17 protein-coding genes are annotated in these 16,405 nt (G+C 61.5%); 10 read left to right on the top strand and 7 right to left on the bottom strand.

Translation table 11 applies throughout. The annotated features are described in order from the left end of the window. Positions 1 to 33: 33 nt before the first annotated feature. Together FFI94_RS26745 and FFI94_RS26740 are read right to left on the bottom strand one after the other, a co-directional pair. Positions 34 to 543, bottom strand: a complete 510-nt coding sequence (locus FFI94_RS26745; RefSeq protein WP_397495507.1) for a nuclear transport factor 2 family protein — start codon at positions 541 to 543, stop codon at positions 34 to 36. Positions 544 to 574: 31 nt separating this feature from the next. Next, positions 575 to 1,444 carry a TIGR03619 family F420-dependent LLM class oxidoreductase gene (locus tag FFI94_RS26740; RefSeq protein ID WP_138870474.1) on the bottom strand — a complete coding sequence of 290 codons (870 nt, stop codon included), beginning with the start codon at positions 1,442 to 1,444 and terminating at the stop codon, positions 575 to 577. A gap of 138 nt (positions 1,445 to 1,582) precedes the next feature. Between FFI94_RS26740 and FFI94_RS26735 the strand changes: the two genes are divergently transcribed. The 4 genes from FFI94_RS26735 to bphC all read left to right on the top strand — a co-directional run bounded on the left by FFI94_RS26735 (position 1,583) and on the right by bphC (position 5,900). Further along, a complete protein-coding gene (locus FFI94_RS26735) occupies positions 1,583 to 2,491 on the top strand; it encodes an IclR family transcriptional regulator (RefSeq protein WP_138870473.1) in 909 nt (302 codons plus the stop codon). A 76-nt stretch (positions 2,492 to 2,567) separates the two neighbouring features. Beyond that, positions 2,568 to 3,440, top strand: a complete 873-nt coding sequence (locus FFI94_RS26730) for an alpha/beta fold hydrolase (RefSeq protein WP_138870472.1) — start codon at positions 2,568 to 2,570, stop codon at positions 3,438 to 3,440. Positions 3,441 to 3,765: 325 nt separating this feature from the next. Beyond that, positions 3,766 to 4,944 carry an acyl-CoA dehydrogenase family protein gene (locus FFI94_RS26720; RefSeq protein WP_138870470.1) on the top strand — a complete coding sequence of 393 codons (1,179 nt, stop codon included), beginning with the start codon at positions 3,766 to 3,768 and terminating at the stop codon, positions 4,942 to 4,944. Positions 4,945 to 4,979: 35 nt separating this feature from the next. After that, on the top strand, positions 4,980 to 5,900 hold the full coding sequence (gene bphC / locus FFI94_RS26715) for a biphenyl-2,3-diol 1,2-dioxygenase (RefSeq protein WP_138870469.1): 921 nt from the start codon (positions 4,980 to 4,982) through the stop codon (positions 5,898 to 5,900). A gap of 63 nt (positions 5,901 to 5,963) precedes the next feature. Here the strand turns inward: bphC and FFI94_RS26710 are convergent, their stop codons facing one another. The 3 genes from FFI94_RS26710 to FFI94_RS26700 form a co-directional block, all read right to left on the bottom strand. Further along, complete coding sequence (locus FFI94_RS26710; RefSeq protein ID WP_138870468.1) at positions 5,964 to 7,277, bottom strand: bifunctional o-acetylhomoserine/o-acetylserine sulfhydrylase; 1,314 nt, start codon at positions 7,275 to 7,277, stop codon at positions 5,964 to 5,966. Positions 7,278 to 7,313: 36 nt separating this feature from the next. Continuing rightward, positions 7,314 to 7,829 (bottom strand): OsmC family protein, encoded by a 516-nt coding sequence (locus FFI94_RS26705; RefSeq protein ID WP_138870467.1) that lies wholly within the window; start codon positions 7,827 to 7,829, stop codon positions 7,314 to 7,316. A 243-nt stretch (positions 7,830 to 8,072) separates the two neighbouring features. Then, complete coding sequence (locus tag FFI94_RS26700; protein ID WP_185993328.1) at positions 8,073 to 8,834, bottom strand: enoyl-CoA hydratase-related protein; 762 nt, start codon at positions 8,832 to 8,834, stop codon at positions 8,073 to 8,075. Between the two features lie 102 nt (positions 8,835 to 8,936). On the opposite strand from FFI94_RS26700, the gene FFI94_RS26695 reads away from it, so the two are divergent. After that, on the top strand, positions 8,937 to 9,530 hold the full coding sequence (locus FFI94_RS26695) for a TetR/AcrR family transcriptional regulator (RefSeq protein WP_138870465.1): 594 nt from the start codon (positions 8,937 to 8,939) through the stop codon (positions 9,528 to 9,530). Here the strand turns inward: FFI94_RS26695 and FFI94_RS26690 are convergent. Then, positions 9,527 to 10,234, bottom strand: a complete 708-nt coding sequence (locus tag FFI94_RS26690; protein ID WP_138870464.1) for a TetR/AcrR family transcriptional regulator — start codon at positions 10,232 to 10,234, stop codon at positions 9,527 to 9,529. The two genes, FFI94_RS26695 and FFI94_RS26690, sit on opposite strands and share 4 nt — an antisense overlap. Before the next feature lie 189 nt (positions 10,235 to 10,423). Between FFI94_RS26690 and FFI94_RS26685 the strand changes: the two genes are divergently transcribed. The 5 genes from FFI94_RS26685 to FFI94_RS26665 all read left to right on the top strand — a co-directional run bounded on the left by FFI94_RS26685 (position 10,424) and on the right by FFI94_RS26665 (position 15,944). Beyond that, positions 10,424 to 11,227 (top strand): SDR family NAD(P)-dependent oxidoreductase, encoded by an 804-nt coding sequence (locus FFI94_RS26685; RefSeq protein ID WP_138870463.1) that lies wholly within the window; start codon positions 10,424 to 10,426, stop codon positions 11,225 to 11,227. 50 nt (positions 11,228 to 11,277) lie between these two features. Beyond that, a complete protein-coding gene (locus FFI94_RS26680) occupies positions 11,278 to 12,399 on the top strand; it encodes a DUF5938 domain-containing protein (RefSeq protein WP_138870462.1) in 1,122 nt (373 codons plus the stop codon). A 34-nt stretch (positions 12,400 to 12,433) separates the two neighbouring features. Further along, the gene (locus FFI94_RS26675; protein WP_138870461.1) at positions 12,434 to 13,954 is read left to right on the top strand and encodes an AMP-binding protein; all 1,521 of its coding nucleotides are present in this window, start codon (positions 12,434 to 12,436) and stop codon (positions 13,952 to 13,954) included. A gap of 79 nt (positions 13,955 to 14,033) precedes the next feature. After that, positions 14,034 to 14,984 carry a TauD/TfdA family dioxygenase gene (locus FFI94_RS26670; protein ID WP_138870460.1) on the top strand — a complete coding sequence of 317 codons (951 nt, stop codon included), beginning with the start codon at positions 14,034 to 14,036 and terminating at the stop codon, positions 14,982 to 14,984. A 165-nt stretch (positions 14,985 to 15,149) separates the two neighbouring features. Next, a complete protein-coding gene (locus FFI94_RS26665; RefSeq protein ID WP_138870459.1) occupies positions 15,150 to 15,944 on the top strand; it encodes an SDR family NAD(P)-dependent oxidoreductase in 795 nt (264 codons plus the stop codon). A gap of 1 nt (position 15,945) precedes the next feature. Here the strand turns inward: FFI94_RS26665 and FFI94_RS26660 are convergent, their stop codons facing one another. Further along, positions 15,946 to 16,404 carry a nuclear transport factor 2 family protein gene (locus tag FFI94_RS26660; RefSeq protein ID WP_138870458.1) on the bottom strand — a complete coding sequence of 153 codons (459 nt, stop codon included), beginning with the start codon at positions 16,402 to 16,404 and terminating at the stop codon, positions 15,946 to 15,948. Between the last annotated feature and the right edge of the window lies 1 nt (position 16,405).

The following is a 16,405-nucleotide window of genomic DNA, read 5'->3' as shown; positions in this document are numbered from 1 at the left end:
GCGCGCTGGATGACTTTCGGGCCGAGCTAAGAGCTAGTTCGCCACCCCGGCGGCCAGGAGGGCGCGGGCTTCGGGGCGACCGTCGAGGAGCGCGTTTGTACGCAATTCGACCTTCCAGACGCCGTCGTTCTTGACCAGTTCCCACCGGTTCGCGGTGATGCGGAGGACCTTGAATCCGGACGGGTTCTCGGGGTCCTTGATCACGAGCTGCGAGTGGCAGGTGGCGACGGCTTTGTTGCCGTCGATGCGGATGTGCGCCGGCGTCATCATGTGCGCCGCACCGTTCATGATCCAGTTCTGATGAGAGGCACTGCGCACCATGGCACGCAGTTCGCCGCGGCCGTGCATAGCTCCCGTGTCGACGTCGTAGACGCCGTCCTCGAGCCACAGGTTTGCGACTTCGTCGGCAGATCCGCTGTCGACGGCGGGGCTGTACGCGGTGAGCAGCTCGGTGATCGCCAACTTGTCTTCGAGCAGTTCGACTCGGGCAATCAGTGATTCGACCAGGGCGAGAGAGTCGCTCAGTGCGGTGGCGTCGGTCATCGGCATTCCTTACGTAGACGAAGTGGATCGATCAGGTGAATTCGACGCCCTCGGCGAGGGCGAGGCGGTGAAGCTCTTCGAGCTGTTCACCGAAGTGATCGGCGCTCGACGCGCTGATCGACGTGCTGGCGATGGTGGCACCGGCGTCGCGGACTCGGGTGAGTGAGCGGACGACGCGTTCCGGGTCGCCGAGCGGATCGAAGGCTGCGCCGGTGGACAGGACGACGTCGAAGTTCTCGGGAAGCGGAGCTGCCGCGAGCATGTCCGCAAGTTCCGAGAGACGCAGTCCGAAGGGCACCCAACCGTCGCCGTGCGTGAGTGCTCGGCGCAGTGAGCGCTTGGTGCGGCCGCCGATCCACAGTGGCACGCGCGGTTGGACGGCGTGGGGCTCGACAACAAATCCCGAGTAGTCGTAGAACTCGCCGTGGTACTCCGGGAGCGGAGTGGAGAGCGAGGTGCGCAGCGCGGCAAGGGCGTCGTCGGCGCGCGCTCCACGATCGGCGAACGGAGCGTTTACAAGATCGAATTCTTCTTTCAGCGTTCCGACTCCGAGGCCCAGAACAAGTCGGCCGTTGCTGACCCGATCCAGCGTTCCGTAGCGCTTCGCGATCTCCAGTGGGTGGTGGTATCCCAGCACGAGCACTTGGGTTGCGAGCCGAATTGTGCGTGTTCGGGCTGCGAGATATCCGAGAGTTGCGAGCGGATCCCAGTATGTTCCGCCGCGTTCTTCGGCTGTTTCGGTGGGAACTGCGATATGTTCGCTGCAGGTCAGATGGTGAAAACCGAGGCGATCGGCAGTTTCGGCGATCCGTGCGACCTCGTCGATCTCGGCCGTGGCTTCCCAGTCTGATCGGGTGCTGGGGTGCTGGATCAGTACCGGTGTGACAAGTCCGAGGTGCATCGAGTGTTTATAGCTGTAGGAGAGCTGTCGTGACACCGAAATTTCCGCTGATCGGGATGAGATTGCCGGATCGGCTTTCCAGATACTGTGACCTAGGTTATAGTCACTAGAATCAATTCCAGTTTCCGGGAGGCGTCAATGACCATCGTTGAAATCAACGACACCATGACCACTACTCAGCCGACCAGTGCTCAGGTCAAAAAGGACCTGCCGCCGTCGATGGTCGAGCGGATGACGTTGATTCTCGACGCCTTCGACGGACGCGCCGCACGGCTGACCCTGGAAGAGGTGGCGTGCCGCACGCAGTTGCCGCGCTCCACCGTCCACCGCATTCTCGATCAGCTCGTGAAGCTCGACTGGGTCGACCATGCATCGTTCGGCTACTGCCTCGGACGGCGTGCACTCGGGCTCGGTGGCGGCGATGGTGGCCACAGCCAGATTCGTGAAGCCGCTGCGCCCCTCTTGCACGAGCTGCACCTGCAGACCGGAATGGTTGTGCACCTTTCTGTGCTCGACGGCCGCGAAAGCGTCTACCTCGACAAGGTCGGCGGCCGTTTTGCCGCTGCGCTCCCGTCACGGGTCGGTGGCCGCGTTCTTGCGCACTCCACCGCGGGTGGCAAGGCAATGCTCGCGTGGATCGACCCCGAGCGCGTCGACGCTTTGTTCGGCGCGACCCTTCCGCGCTGTACCGAGAACACCATCGCGGAGATCGGCATTTTGCATCAGGAACTCAACCGCATCCGTCAGCGCCGTGGCTTGGCCTTCGAGCGCGGTGAATCCGCTCGCGGTCTGGCGTGCGTGGCAGCGGCGATTCGTGGGCATGACGGTCCCGTCGGCAGCATCGCGCTGTGTGGCGACATGCGGACAGCTCAGCTCGAACGAGTTGCCCCGTTGGTAGTCGACGCGGCCCGTGAGGTCTCGCGGTCCCTGTACCCCGAACTGGGTGCGCCGCGCCGTGGCCGCAAGGCTCCTCCGATCCCGGCCAACACCTTCTCGGCAGACACGATGGACCGTCTTCTGGCGGCGTCCACCGAGCAGTGGATCTGAGTCTTCCTGCCCTTTCTGTCTCGCTGATCGGGACGATTCGTAGCAGCTCAGCGGTGGTGGTGGCACCGTTCGGAGTATGACGACTGAACTGAGCTACGAGGACACTCTGAAAGAGCTGCAGACCGATCTCGGTGTGCTCCGCTATCACGAGGCCGGCGACGGTCCGCCGCTGGTGCTGCTGCACGGATCGGGCCCCGGAGTCACCGGTTGGCGTAACTACCGCGGCGTTCTCGCGGACTTCGCCAAGCACTTCCACTGCTACGTGCTCGAGTTCCCCGGCTTCGGAGTCAGCGACCCAGGCGACGGCCATCCGATGATGATGGCTCAGGCTTCGGTCAGCGCCTTCCTCGACGGACTGGGCCTCGGTCCCGTCCACCTGATCGGCAACTCCATGGGCGGCATCGTTGCCACCAAGGTCGCGATCGACGAACCGCACCGCGTCAGCAAGCTCGTCACCATCGGCGGCATGGGCAAGAACACCTTCTCGCCCGGCCCCGGTGAAGGCATCAAGCTCCTCATGGAATTCACCGACAACCCCACCCGCGAAGGCCTGATCCGCTGGCTGCAGTCGATGGTCTACGACCCCGCCGTGGTCACCGAGCAGCTCATCGAAGAGCGTTGGGCGCTCGCCACCGAGCCGACGACCCTCGAGATCGCGCGTCGTATGTACAGCAGCAAGGCCATGGCCGCCATGGGCGCCGCCGCCGCTACGTCGACGGCCGTTCCGTACTGGGCGCAGCTCAACAAGATCAAGGCTCCGACCCTGCTCACCTGGGGCCGCGATGACCGCGTCAGCCCTGTCGACATGGCGATTCTGCCGATGCGCGACATCCCCAACGGTGAAGTGCACATCTTCCCCAAGTGCGGCCACTGGACGATGATCGAAGCCCGCGACGCGTGGGTCTCGGCCGTTCTTGCCTTCCTCACCCGCCCGGAAGCCGACAACTGACCACTGTCGCCACAGTCAAGGTCGACTAGGCCTGTGGCCCCGTGCGCCTTTCGGGCAGGCCCTCGAAAAAGGGCGCACGGGGTGCTCCCACTCACCGGGAAGCATTTCTGCACTACCGAGCCGCACCTGCCACGGTTTCACCAACAGATTTTCACCTCGCCAGATCTTCCAGGAGGACGCGATGCTCAGTGATACGCAGCGAGTTTTCCGTCGCAAGGTAGTTGGTGGGCAGGAAGACCAGTTGATCTACATCGCGCTTGGACTCGCCGCGAAGAAGTCTGCCTAGGCATTCGCCGGGTACCGAAACCAGAAAGCCGAGAAAACCATGGGACAGGTTCTAGACAACATCTCTCAGTTCGCCGACGAGATCCGCGCCGGCGGCGTCGAGGGCGACAAGCTCATGCAGCTGTCGGACGGGAACGCGAAGCGCCTTCGTGATTCCGGCGTCATCCGCATGTTCCAGCCCAAGGAATTCGGTGGGCTGGAATCGCACCCGCGTGAGTTCGCCGAGACGGCAATGGCTATCGGCGCGATGGACGGCGCAACAGGCTGGGTAAGCGGCATCGTCGGCGTCCACCCGTGGGAGCTTGCGTTCTTCGACAAGAAGGCTCAGGAAGAGGTCTGGGGCGAGAACCCGGACACCTGGATGGCTTCCCCGTACGCACCGATGGGTGTTGCCCGTCCCGTCGACGGTGGCTACATCCTCAACGGTCGCTGGTCCTTCTCCTCGGGAACGGATCACTGTGACTGGGTCATGATCGGTGCGGTGGTCGGTGACGCCGAGGGCAAGCCCGTCATGCCGCCGAAGCACCTTCACGTCCTGCTGCCGCGCAGCGATTACGAGATCGACCAGGACAGCTGGAACGTCGTCGGCCTGCGAGGCACCGGTTCCAAGGACCTCATCGTCAAGGACGCTTTCCTCCCCGCCTACCGCACCATCGACGCTTCCAAGGTGTACGACGGAAGCGCGTGGAAGGAAGCCGGCCGCACGGAGACCCTGTACAAGTTCCCGTTCTCCTGCATCTTCCCGCTCGGCATCACGTCCTCACTGATCGGTATCGCCGAAGGTGCTCTGGCCTGCAACATCGCCGCTCAGCGTGAGCGCGTCACGGTCAGCGGTGTCCCGATCAAGGAAGATCCGTACGTTCTCTTTGCCATCGGCGAGGCTGCTGCCGAAATTGCCGCTTCTCGTGCGGCGATCCTCGAGACGGTCGACCGTTTCTGGGACATGACCGAAAAGGGTCAGGAAGTATCGTTCGAGCTTCGTTCCATCGGCCGACGCACGCAGACAGCTGCTGCGTGGCGTGCCGTGCGCGCAGTGGACGAGATCTTCGCTCGTTCCGGCGGCGGGGCACTGCAGCTCAGCACTCCGATGCAGCGATTCTGGCGTGACGCACATGCGGGTCTCTCGCATGCCATCCACGTGCCCGGATCGATCTTCCACGCGTCGACCCTGACTCAGCTCGGTGGCGAGCCGCAGGGCATCCACCGCTCGATGATCTAGTCCCACAAACATTTTCGAATCAAGGACGGTTAGGCATGACTGAAATTCGGGGCCTGGGATATCTCAGGATCCAAACGCAGGACGTGGCTCGCTGGCGCGAGCTCGTGGTTGACGGACTCGGCCTCGCGGTTGGTAGTGGCCCGGAACCCGACGGCCTCTACCTCCGCCTGGACGAGCGTCGCTCGCGACTGATCGTCCTTCCGGGTGAGTCGGACAAGGCACTCGCAGTGGGCTGGGAAGTGCGCGATCAGTTCGCTCTTCAGCGTGTTCGCGAAGCTGTCGAGAAGTCCGGCGTCGAGGTCGAGATCCTCTCCGAGACCGACGCCAGCTACCGCGACGCCGAACAGGTCATCGCATTCGACGATCCCAACGGCAACCGTGTCGAGGTCTTCTTCGGACCGGTTCTCGACCACAGCCCGCTGGTCACCCCGCACGGTGGACGCTTTGTCACCGGCGATCAGGGTCTCGGCCACGTGGTGCTCCCGGTTACGCGTTTCGACGAAGCGCACGCCTTCTACACCGAGGTTCTCGGCTTCCTGCCGCGCGGCTCCATCCGCCTCGGCGGCATCGATGCCCCGTCGCCGGCTCGCCGTGTCCGGTTCATGGGTGTCAACCAGCGTCACCACAGCTTGGCCCTGTGCCCGGCCCCGCCGGTGGACGAGCCCGGTCTGGTGCACCTGATGATGGAGGCCGAGACCCTCGACTCCGTCGGTCAGGCACTCGATCGTGTTGCCAAGCTCGGCTTCACGATCTCCTCGACCCTGGGACGCCACACGAACGACAAGATGGTGTCGTTCTACGTCCGCGCTCCCGGTGGATGGGACCTCGAGTTCGGTTGCGAGGGAATGCTGGTCGACGAAACGTTCTACACCGCTGAGGAAATCACGGCGGACAGCTACTGGGGTCATGACTGGTCGGCAAGCGAACCGCTTGCGGCCTTCACGCCCAAGAGCTAGTTTCACAGCCAAAAGGCTCGGCCCCGACTTTCGCGTCGGGGCCGAGCCTTTTGTCGTCGGTGATCAGGAAGCTGCTGCAGCCAAACCGATTTCGAGGTCGGCGAGGATATCGTCGATTCCTTCGATTCCGACAGCCAGACGGACGAGTCCTGGAGTGACTCCGGATGCGAGCTGCTCTTCGGGAGTGAGCTGCGAGTGCGTCGTCGACGCGGGGTGGATGACAAGTGAGCGGACGTCACCGATGTTGGCGACGTGGCTGTGCAGAGTCAGGGCGTTGACGAACTTCTTGCCAGCATCGACCCCGCCTTCCAGCTCGAATGCCACGATCGCGCCGGTGCCCTTGGGCGCCAGCTGCTTTCCGCGCTCGTGCCACGGCGATGACGGCAGTCCGGCGTAGGCGACCGACGTCACCTCGGCGCGGCCGTCGAGGAACTCGGCGACCTTCTGGGCGTTGGACACGTGGCGCTCGATGCGCAGGCTCAACGTTTCGATGCCTTGCGAGATCAGGAACGCGTTGAACGGTGCGATTGCCGAACCGAGGTCGCGCAGGAGCTGGACGCGGGCCTTGAGAGCGTAGGCGGGCGCACCGAGGTCGGCGAAGGTGACGCCGTGGTAGCTGGGATCCGGGGTGGTGAAGTTGGTGTGGCGCCCCTGGGTCCAGTCGAAGGTTCCGCCGTCGACGATGACGCCGGCGATCGCGGTGCCGTGTCCGCCAAGGTATTTGGTGGCGGAGTGGACGACGATGTCAGCGCCGTGCTTCAGGGGCTGAATGAGGTACGGAGTTGCAACCGTGTTGTCCACGATCAGCGGGATGCCGTTCTCGTGGGCAATCGCACTGATACCGGGGATGTCGAACACGTCGTTCTTCGGGTTGGAGATGGTTTCGCCGTAGAACGCCTTGGTGTTCGGACGGATTGCCTCGCGCCAGTGATCGAGGTTGTCCGGATCTTCGACGAAGTCGACGGTGATGCCGAGCTTGGGCAGCGTGTAGTGGAAAAGGTTGTACGTGCCGCCGTACAGGCGCGGGCTCGAGACGATGTGGTCACCGGCTTCGGCAAGGTTGAGGATCGCGAAGCTCTCCGCGGCCTGACCGGACGCGACCAGCAGAGCCGCGACTCCGCCTTCGAGGGCGGCGATGCGCTGTTCGACGGCGTCCTGCGTCGGGTTCATGATGCGGGTGTAGATGTTGCCGGGTTCGGCGAGGCCGAAGAGTGCAGCGGCGTGGTCCGTGCTGTCGAAGACGTAGCTGGTGGTCTGGTAGATCGGCAGTGCCCGAGCATTGGTGGCGCTGTCCGGGCCCTGCCCGGCGTGGACCTGCTTGGTTTCGAACGACCAGTTGGCGGTCGGATCCGTCGGGGCTGGGGTGTTCTCGCTCATGAATTCATACTCCGTAGTGAAGGTGGTTGATGCGGGTCAGGCGGTTTCGACGACTGTATGCACTGGGACAGGATTGCGGGTGAGATCAAGTACGGGGCAATGAGCGTCGACCGTCTCCTGCAACTCCAGGTAGCGCTCACGCGATTCCGGGCCGGTGAGTGTCACGACAACACGAACCTCGGAAAAGCCGGGCCGGACAGCGTCGTCGAATCCGAAGAAGCCTCGCACGTCGAGGTCGCCCTCGGCGCGTGCGGAGATGTCGTCTAGCGCGATACCGAGCTTGTCCGCCCAGACGCGGTAGGTCACTACCTGGCAGGACAGAAGTGACGCGAGGTAGTACTCGACCGGATTGGCGGCCGTGTTCTCGCCTCCGAGGGCCGGCGGTTCGTCGACCTCGACGCTGTATTTGCCGAGCGTAACCGTGCTGGCAACAGCATCGTGGGCTTGCGCCGACGCCTTGAAGACGACGTGAGCCTTGCCGGAATCCTTGCCGATCGCGTCAGCGTTCGCGGCGACAACGGAACTCAGGTGTGAAACGGAAGCGGTGGTCATGACAGAAAGATCCCCTGATCTGGGTGAGCATACGAATACCTCCCGCGGGCGGTGACCGCGGAAGTAGGTCCGATCAGAAGATCGGACACCCAGAGGTACAGACGTGCGCAAAATCGACATGGCGACGCCGCGTCAGCAGCGTGCGTGTCGTATATGCGCCGAATCCCATCACGCCAGTGACTGTAACCGCCTGGCAACCTTTCCCACCAGCCCTATAGGGAATCTGTCCCGAATGCTGGTAGCTCACGCGCTCGGGACGTTGTTCCAGCGGGGCACTCGGCGGCTGGCAAATGCGTCGAGTCCTTCGGCGATATCCGGTGACGCCAGGATGTGATCGCGCGCCGTGTCGGTGACTTCCCAGCCCCGCGAATCATCTTCTGTGTACAGGGCATTCACCGACTTCAAGGTCAGGCTCACCGAGGTGGGGGAGGACTCGCAGATTTCCGACGCCATGGTCAGGGCTTCTTCGAGCGCCTTGCCCGGTTCGGTTACCGAATTGACGACGCCCAGGTTCAGAGCGCGTTCGGGATCGAGTGTGCGGCCGGTAATCAGCAGTTCACGAGCAACGTTGAGGGGTAAGGCGCGTGGCGCCCGGAACAGGGCACCCGACGTGGCGACCAACCCGCGGCGGGTCTCGGGAAGGCCGAATTGTGCTGTGCGAGAGGCAACAATAAGGTCGCAGGCCAAGGCGATTTCGAATCCGCCGCCCAGTGCGTATCCCTCGACTGCTGCAATCAACGGTGTGGTGCGTTGCCGCCGGATGATGCCGTATTCGCCACCGCGCGGCATGCGAAGGTCGGCGCGCTCACGGATGTCGGTGCCGGCGCTGAAGACAGTGTTCGTGCCGGTGATGATGCCGACCCACAGCTGCGGATCGTCATCGAGGAGATCGAGGGCGGATTCGATGCCTTCGGCAGTTTCGCGGTTGATCGCGTTACGTCGTTCTTCGCGTTCGATCCGAACGATGAGTACCTTGCCCTGGCGTTCAGTGGTGACAGTCGACATAATTGGACTGTAGTCCATCTATATTCTTCCGTACGCTGATTGCACGGCCCAGCGCTGAGGAGGCGAGTCCGCGTGGTTTCCAAAGACATAGTTTCCAAAGACATGGTTTCCAAACGTGAACAGAACAAGCGTGACACCAACGATCGGTTGCTGTCCGCCTCTCGTGTTCTCTTCTCGGCACAAGGATTTGCCAGCACTACCGTCGAAGATATCGCTGAGCGGGCAGAAGTTTCGCGGGCCACGTTCTTCAACTATTTCCAGGGCAAGGATGCGGTTCTCGAAGCGCTGCACAGTGACCATCTGGATCAGCTTGCGTCGATGGTGGACAAGCTGATGGGGACACCGATATCCACGACGGACCGAATCGTCAAACTTTTCGAGGATTTTGCACTGCAGTCGGTGAAGCATCCACGCTATTTACGTATGGTGACAACGGAATTGGAACGCGACTTTGCCGCGTCCGGTGCGGGAGCCTCCCACGACAAGCGGTTTCACGTGGAACTGCTGCGCATTGTCGCTGCCGGTCTCGAGGCCGGTGAGGTTCGAACCGACTATCCACCGTTGTTCCTGGCGCAGATGATCGGTGGCGTCTACGGCACGCTGGTCAGATTCTGGCGTCAAGATGCCGAATTCGACGTGCTTGTCGAATTCGACCGTGGCGCAAGGTTTGTCGCGGAAAGCATCGCAGTCCGTTAGGCGTGCGGAGTGGGCACCACCTGTACGAGTATCGACTGCACAGTGTCGGACAGATCCGTAGCGGCGCTCTCGTCGCCGGAGAAATGACGAAGCAGACTCTGTTGGAACAGGCCGTCGAAAACTCCGTACATAGCGGAAGGCGTGATGGTGGGTTCGGTGTCGAGCAGTTCTGCGTAGCGGCTGACGATGCGCCAGATCATGTTTTCGAGGCTTGCATCGATTGCGGCTACGTCTGCGCGGAAAGACTCCTCGAAGAGGGACTGTGCCCGCAGGTCGTACCAGAGTCGGTGCATCGTCGCCTCGTTGAGCATGGTCTCGGCCAAGATGGCCCCGAATCCGGCCCGCAACTCTTCGGGTGTCTGAGCGGTCGAGACTATGCCGTCGTAGCGGGTGACGCAGCGCGCCTTGTAGTGGCGCACGCAGTGCGTGATGAGGTCGACTTTGTCGCTGAAGTAGTAGTGCAGGACGCCGTGGGAAAACTCGGAGTTCTGGGCGATTTCGCGCAGGCTCGTACGCGCGTAGCCGAGTTCGGCGAGCGTTTGCAACGCTGCTTCGGCCAACTGATCGCGTCGCTCGGAGAACTTGTCGACCTGCCGACGTGAGACCTTGTCGGCGTTGCTCGGGGAACTCTTTTTAGTTGTCCCACTTGCATTCTCGACGGTGGTTGTCACGGCGTTACGTCCTGTTCCTGCGAATTGTTCCATCAGTATGACCGGCTGCTGGACACAGTGTAGTCCCTGCTCTTTGACGATCGTGTAACAAAATCTTGACAGTCGTCAAGATTTCTCTTGACACTCGTCCAAAGTTGAATACTCTGTGACTCACGCCACTTGGCAGCGTTGCTGTGAACGGTGGCATCGCGAGATTCATTTCAGTCATGGAGGCAGTGAAAAATGAGCGTGTTTGATCTCGAGGGACGAAAAGCACTGGTCACAGGCGGCGCCAAGGGTCTCGGTGCTGGAATGGCGGAAGCGTTGGCACAGGCGGGAGCGTCGGTGATGATCGGCGACGTTCTCGAAGACGAGGGCCGGGCAACCGCGGAAGCCGTCGGTTCCGGCGGAGCCAAGACCGGCTTCGTCCGGCTCGACGTCACCGACGACGCCAACTGGGCTGACGCGGTCGCTGCCACCGCGGAAACCCTGGGCGGTTTCGACATCCTCGTCAACAATGCGGGCATTGAAATTTCTTCACTGGTGGTGGACCTGGACGCGGATGACATCCGACGGATGTGTGAGGTGAACATTCTCGGCACTGCGCTCGGCACCAAACACGGTTTGCGCAGCATGCGGCCTGGTGGGATAGCGGGTGGCGGCGGGTCCATCATCAACATCTCGTCGGTTGCCGCGACGATTCCGTTTCCCGGCATCAGTGGATACTCGGCCACCAAGTCCGCCGTCGACCGCTTTACCCGCGTTGCTGCGACGGAGTCCGGCAAGCTTGGCTACGGAGTACGCGTGAACTGTGTCTATCCGGGACTTGTCGCGACAGAGATGGGTCTGGGTCTCGCGTCTGACATGGAAAAGCTCGGTTTGTGGCCCAGCGCGGAGGCGGCCGTGGGCGACGTCATCGGGCTCACGCCACTCGGACGTCTCGGTGAAGTCAACGACATGGCGGACGCCGTCGTCTTCCTGGCCTCGGATGCTGCACGCTTCATTACCGGTATCGGCCTGCCCGTCGACGGCGGCATGGGTATGTAACCCACACAGTCATTTTCGGCTCGACCCCAACTTCGAAAGGTTCAACCACCATGTCTGACAAGAAGCCAGTCGTCGTCTACGGCGTTTCCGGGTACACAGGACGCCTCGTGTGTGAATACCTGCGAGAGTTCAACATTCCGTTCATCGCCGCCGGCCGAGATGCCGCACGCATCCAAGAAGTGCTCGACAAGATTCCCGGCCTCGACACTGTTGATCACGAAGTGGTCGAGGTGGAGCACACGGTGGAAGCATTGACCGAACTGTTCACCGGCGCACAGGTAGTCAGCAACATGGTTGGCCCGTTCATCAAGTTGGGTGGCACCGTAGTAGAGGCGGCGCTCAACGCCGGCTGCCACTACATGGACACCACCGGCGAGCAGGACTGGGTTCTCGACGTTCAGGAGAAGTTCGGCGACAAATACCAAGAAAAGGGTCTGTTGCTCTCACCCGGTATTGCGCAGATGTACACGACCGGTGAGATTGCCGCCAACATCGCGCTGGAGAATCCGGGACTCGACACTCTCGATATTCTGGTGCTGTGGAAGGGATTTCCCACCTACGCATCCACCCAGACCATCTTCACGATCCTCAAAGCCAACTGGTACTACCTCGAGCAGAACAAGTACGTGCAGTGGGCGCCCGGTTCAACCTTCGACGTTGTTGTTCCGGGGCAGCACGAGACGGCGCTGGCCTTGCCGTGGGGTGGAACCTGCCATCCGGTGTGGTTCAAGAACGACCCACGTGTATCCAACGTCAAGGCTGCGGGTGGCGTGTTCGACCGCTCTGTGATGGAAGGCGTAGTTGCCACGCAGAAGATGGTGGAAGAGCAGATCAAGACGTTGCCCGCGGATCAGCAGGAGGCGGCGCTGGCGGAAATTGCCGGTTCGGTGCAGGCAGGCATGCCGCCGCGCGAAAACCCGCGCATCAACACGTCGATGGACTCGGTATACGCGTCCGGTCCGCTCGGACGCGCCCATGTCGTGATCCACGGCAACTGCAACTACAAGCAGACGGGCCTGTTGCAGGCATATGCGGCGCACTCGCTGTTGCAGCAGCCGCCCAAGCGTGTGGGATTGGCGTCGGCGTGCCAGGCCTTCGGCCACCGCGAACTGTTGGGTGCGTTGCGTAGCTTCGGGTTGGCGCTGGAACCCGAAATCACCATCAACACCTAGACCACTGCCCGATTCTGCCGGAGAGGCTCCCGCTATGCGTTTGACCGACTATCTCGACAAGGGAGCCTCTCTCGGTTCCACCGCGCCATGTTTGACGATGGAGGAGCGCACGCTCACCTACGGTGACGTTCAACAGTTCAGTCGCCGGTTCGCCGCATCGCTTGTGACCTCCGGAATTGCCCCGGGAGACAAGGTGGCCATTCTGTCCGGCAATGATCCGATCTCGTTTTCGTGCGTTTTCGGTATCAGTCGAGCGGGAGCGGTGTGGTGCCCGATCAATCCGCGAAACGAAGCTGCGGAAAACCGAGACTTGTTGGATCTGTTCGATACTCGGGCCCTGTTCTTCCAGAAGTCGTATGAGCCTCTTGTCGACTCGATCAGGGGGGCGCTGCCGAAATTGGTGACGCTGGTCTGCATCGACGGTGAGACCGACTGGGCACCGTCCCTCGAAAATTGGCTCGGTGCAGAAGAATCGGAGGCGGCGCCGCTCGACGACATGACCATGCTCGTCGGGACCGGCGGTACCACCGGGCGTCCCAAGGGTGTGATGCTGACCGGCCACAATATCGAGACGATGACAGCGATCACTTTGATGAGCTACCCCTTCGAGGGGCGTCCGGTGTATTTGGCGTTGGCGCCGTTGACACACGCGGCCGGGGTTCTCTGCTTTCCGATCATGGCGTTGGGCGGAGAAGTTGTCATCATGCCGAAACCCGAGCTCGGTGCCTTCTTGGAGAACGTACAGAAACACAAAGTCACGCACACGTTCCTGCCGCCGACGCTCATCTACATGCTGCTAGAGCATTCTGATCTGGCGGGCACGGATCTTGGCTCGCTGCAATGCTTCTGGTACGGCGCTGCGCCCATCTCGCCGACCAGGCTCGAGGAGGCGATCACCAAGATCGGGCCGGTCATGGCGCAACTCTTCGGGCAAAGCGAAGCGCCGATGATGATCTCGACGATGGCACCAAAGGATCATTTCGGCCGAGACGGAGCAATTGCCACCGAGCGATTGTCCTCCGCCGGGCGCCCGTCGCCCCTGGTTACCGTCGGGATCATGAACGACAAGGGCCAACTACTCGGGCGCGGAGAACGCGGGGAGGTCGTGATTCGCAGTTCGCTGGTGATGGCGGGGTACTTCAAGAACCCGCAAGCCAGCGCCGAGGCGTCGGCGCACGGGTGGCATCACACCGGCGATATCGGATATCTGGACGAGGACAACTTCCTGTTCATCGTGGACCGTGCAAAGGACATGATCATCACCGGTGGATTCAACGTCTATTCAGTGGAGGTCGAGCAGGCACTAATGGCCTATCCGGGAATTCAGGACTGCGGGGTGATCGGTCTGCCAGACGACAAATGGGGCGAGCGTGTTGTGGCCGTCGTACAACCGCATCAGGGAGCGGTCATCGACGGAGCAGAAGTCATGGCCTTTGTGAAGGCTCGCATCGGAAGCGTGAAGACACCGAAAGAAATTCTCGTCTGGGAAGATCTGCCGCGATCGAAAGTCGGAAAGGTTCTCAAAAACGAGATCAAGGGCGTGCTGCTGGGATGAAGCGTTGACAGGTTAAGGGATAATCCTTAACGTTGATGGTGATCTGGTTCACTGTCGCTGTACTCGAAGGAGTCTGAAGATGGCCGTCCTGTTTCCCACCATGATCTTTCCGATCCCGACGGACCCGCTGGCTGCGTATGGCCCGCTGGTGGCAAACCGGAATCCGGAAACGGTTGCACCGCAGCCGTATATCCATTTTACGGTCAAGGCGCAGACGCCCACCATTGGTGCGGAAATCTCGGGACTGCGCCTGAGTGGCGACCTGTCCGACGAGGTTATTGCCGAACTGCGCCGAGCTTTGCTCGAGTGGAAGGTGCTGTTCTTCCGGGATCAGGATATCGACCGTGCGGAGCATCGCGCCTTCGCGGAACGCTGGGGTTCGCTCGAGCAACATCCGTTCTTCAAGTACACCCAGCCGGGTCAGACCGACATCGACGTCACGACGCTGGCCAAGGACGCAATGGTTGGGGGCGTCGAGAACAACTGGCACAACGATGTGACGTGGCACGAGCATCCGTCTTTTGCGGCAGTTCTTCGGGCCGTCGAGGTTCCGGAAGTGGGAGGCGACACGTTGTGGGCTGATACTGCTGCGGCCTACGACCTCCTGCCGCAGGATATCAAGGATCGCATCGAACACCTTGAAGCCGAGCATGATTGGATCAACGCGTTCGGAAAGTCGATGCCGGCCGAGGCTGTGGAAATGCTGCGTCCAAAATTTCCGCCGGTGCAGCATCCGGTTGTGCGAGTCATTCCCGAGAGTGGCAGGCGGGTCCTGTTCGTGAACATGACCTTCACGCAACGGATCGTCGGGGTTTCGCAAGAGGAGTCGAACGAACTTCTCACCCTGCTGTACCGGCACGTCAATCGTCCGGAATTCCAGGTCCGATTGAAGTGGGAGCCGAATACCGTTGCCTTCTGGGATAATCGGACGTGTCAGCACTATGCGTCGAGTGATTACTTTCCGGCCCGTCGTGTGATGGACCGGATCTCGATCGTCGGCGACCGGCCATTAGGTGTTCGATCGTCCTGAGGCCAATGCCGCAGATGTAGCAGGTGGACGGACCGTCGTCACGTACTTGTGAGTTCATTCAAGAAAGTTGAAGGGAGTTGGTGATCAGGCGTTCACTGGTAGTGATTGGGTAGTCGCCGGGCGTGTGAGATCCGGACGTAGGCGATGCCCCGAAAGTGAGCGAAGATGAACAGGCTCGAAGGTAAGAACGTTGTGATCACCGGGGCAGCCAGCGGAATTGGCCGCGCTGGCGCCGGGATCATGGCAGCCGAAGGAGCAAAGGTTCTGGTTGCCGATCTTGATGCGTCACATGCAGAGGAAGCAGCCGCCTCCATTCGCAAGTTAGGCGGTACTGCAGTAGGTTTCGGCGTCAATGTCATGGACGAAGAAGCCGTTGCTGCGATGATCGAACTAGCGGTAGCCGAATTCGGTGGCGTCAATGTCCTGTGTAATCACGTGGGTGGAAGCAACCCGCGCAAAGACCTCGACCTACTGCGGTTGGACTTGGACGAGTGGGATCGTGTGATGGCGCTCAACGCCCGCAGCACAGTGGTTGCGTCGCGTCTGGCGATTCCGCACATGATCGAAGCGGGCGGTGGATCGATCATCAACACCGCCTCGGTGGGCGGCTTGATCGGTGATTCGTTGCAATCGGCCTATGGAGCGGCCAAGGCTGCGGTAATCCGGCTGACTCAGTACATCGCTGTTCAGTACGGACCGGAGAACATTCGGTGCAACGGCGTGGCACCCGGTGCAATTCTGACGCCCGCGTTGGTGAACAACATCCCGGCTGACGTCATCGAAGGAATGAAGCAGGCAAATGCACTGCCCTACCTCGGGCAACCGGAAGATATCGCGAATGCCATGGTCTATCTGGCGTCGGACGAATCCCGCTACATGACCGGGCAGACCTTGGTGGTCGACGGGGGACTCACCAGCAAGAGTCCCCTCGCAACCGGACGATCCGCGATGCTGGGCTGAGTTACCTTCGCCAGCCGCTGGGGCCCGCGCCGAGAACCTCGATTGACCCACGTACTCCGTGGGAATGCTTGGTGCGGTGTGTCATTCGCCAGACTCCGTCGATCAGTGCCCAGGAATCGTGGTAGTCGCCCAGCGTCGAAAAACTGAGGTGCGCCTTGCTGCCCGTACCCAGATGCATGTCGCTGACATAGGCTCGACTGGTGGCAATATCGCCGACGACCTCGACGAGCACGTTGCCGATCAGATGTTGGGTGGGGCCGCAGTCGTCGAGAAACGAGCGGATGGAGGCCACCACCTCGGCGGGTCCACGAAGAGTTCCGGTTCCCAGTTCGGCGGTGGCGTCCGATGTCATGATTCGGTGGAGTTCATCCCAATCGCGGGCGTCCATGGCGCGGGCGAACTCGAAGATGGAGCGGGTGATCTCACGTTCGGCGAGAAGAGTGGTGATGTCGACGCTCATG

Origin of the sequence: Rhodococcus sp. KBS0724, assembly GCF_005938745.2 — a bacterium.
Classification (GTDB): domain Bacteria; phylum Actinomycetota; class Actinomycetes; order Mycobacteriales; family Mycobacteriaceae; genus Rhodococcus_F.
Note: the sequence above shows the minus strand (reverse complement) of the source record. Positions and strands in the feature narration are given on the sequence as shown.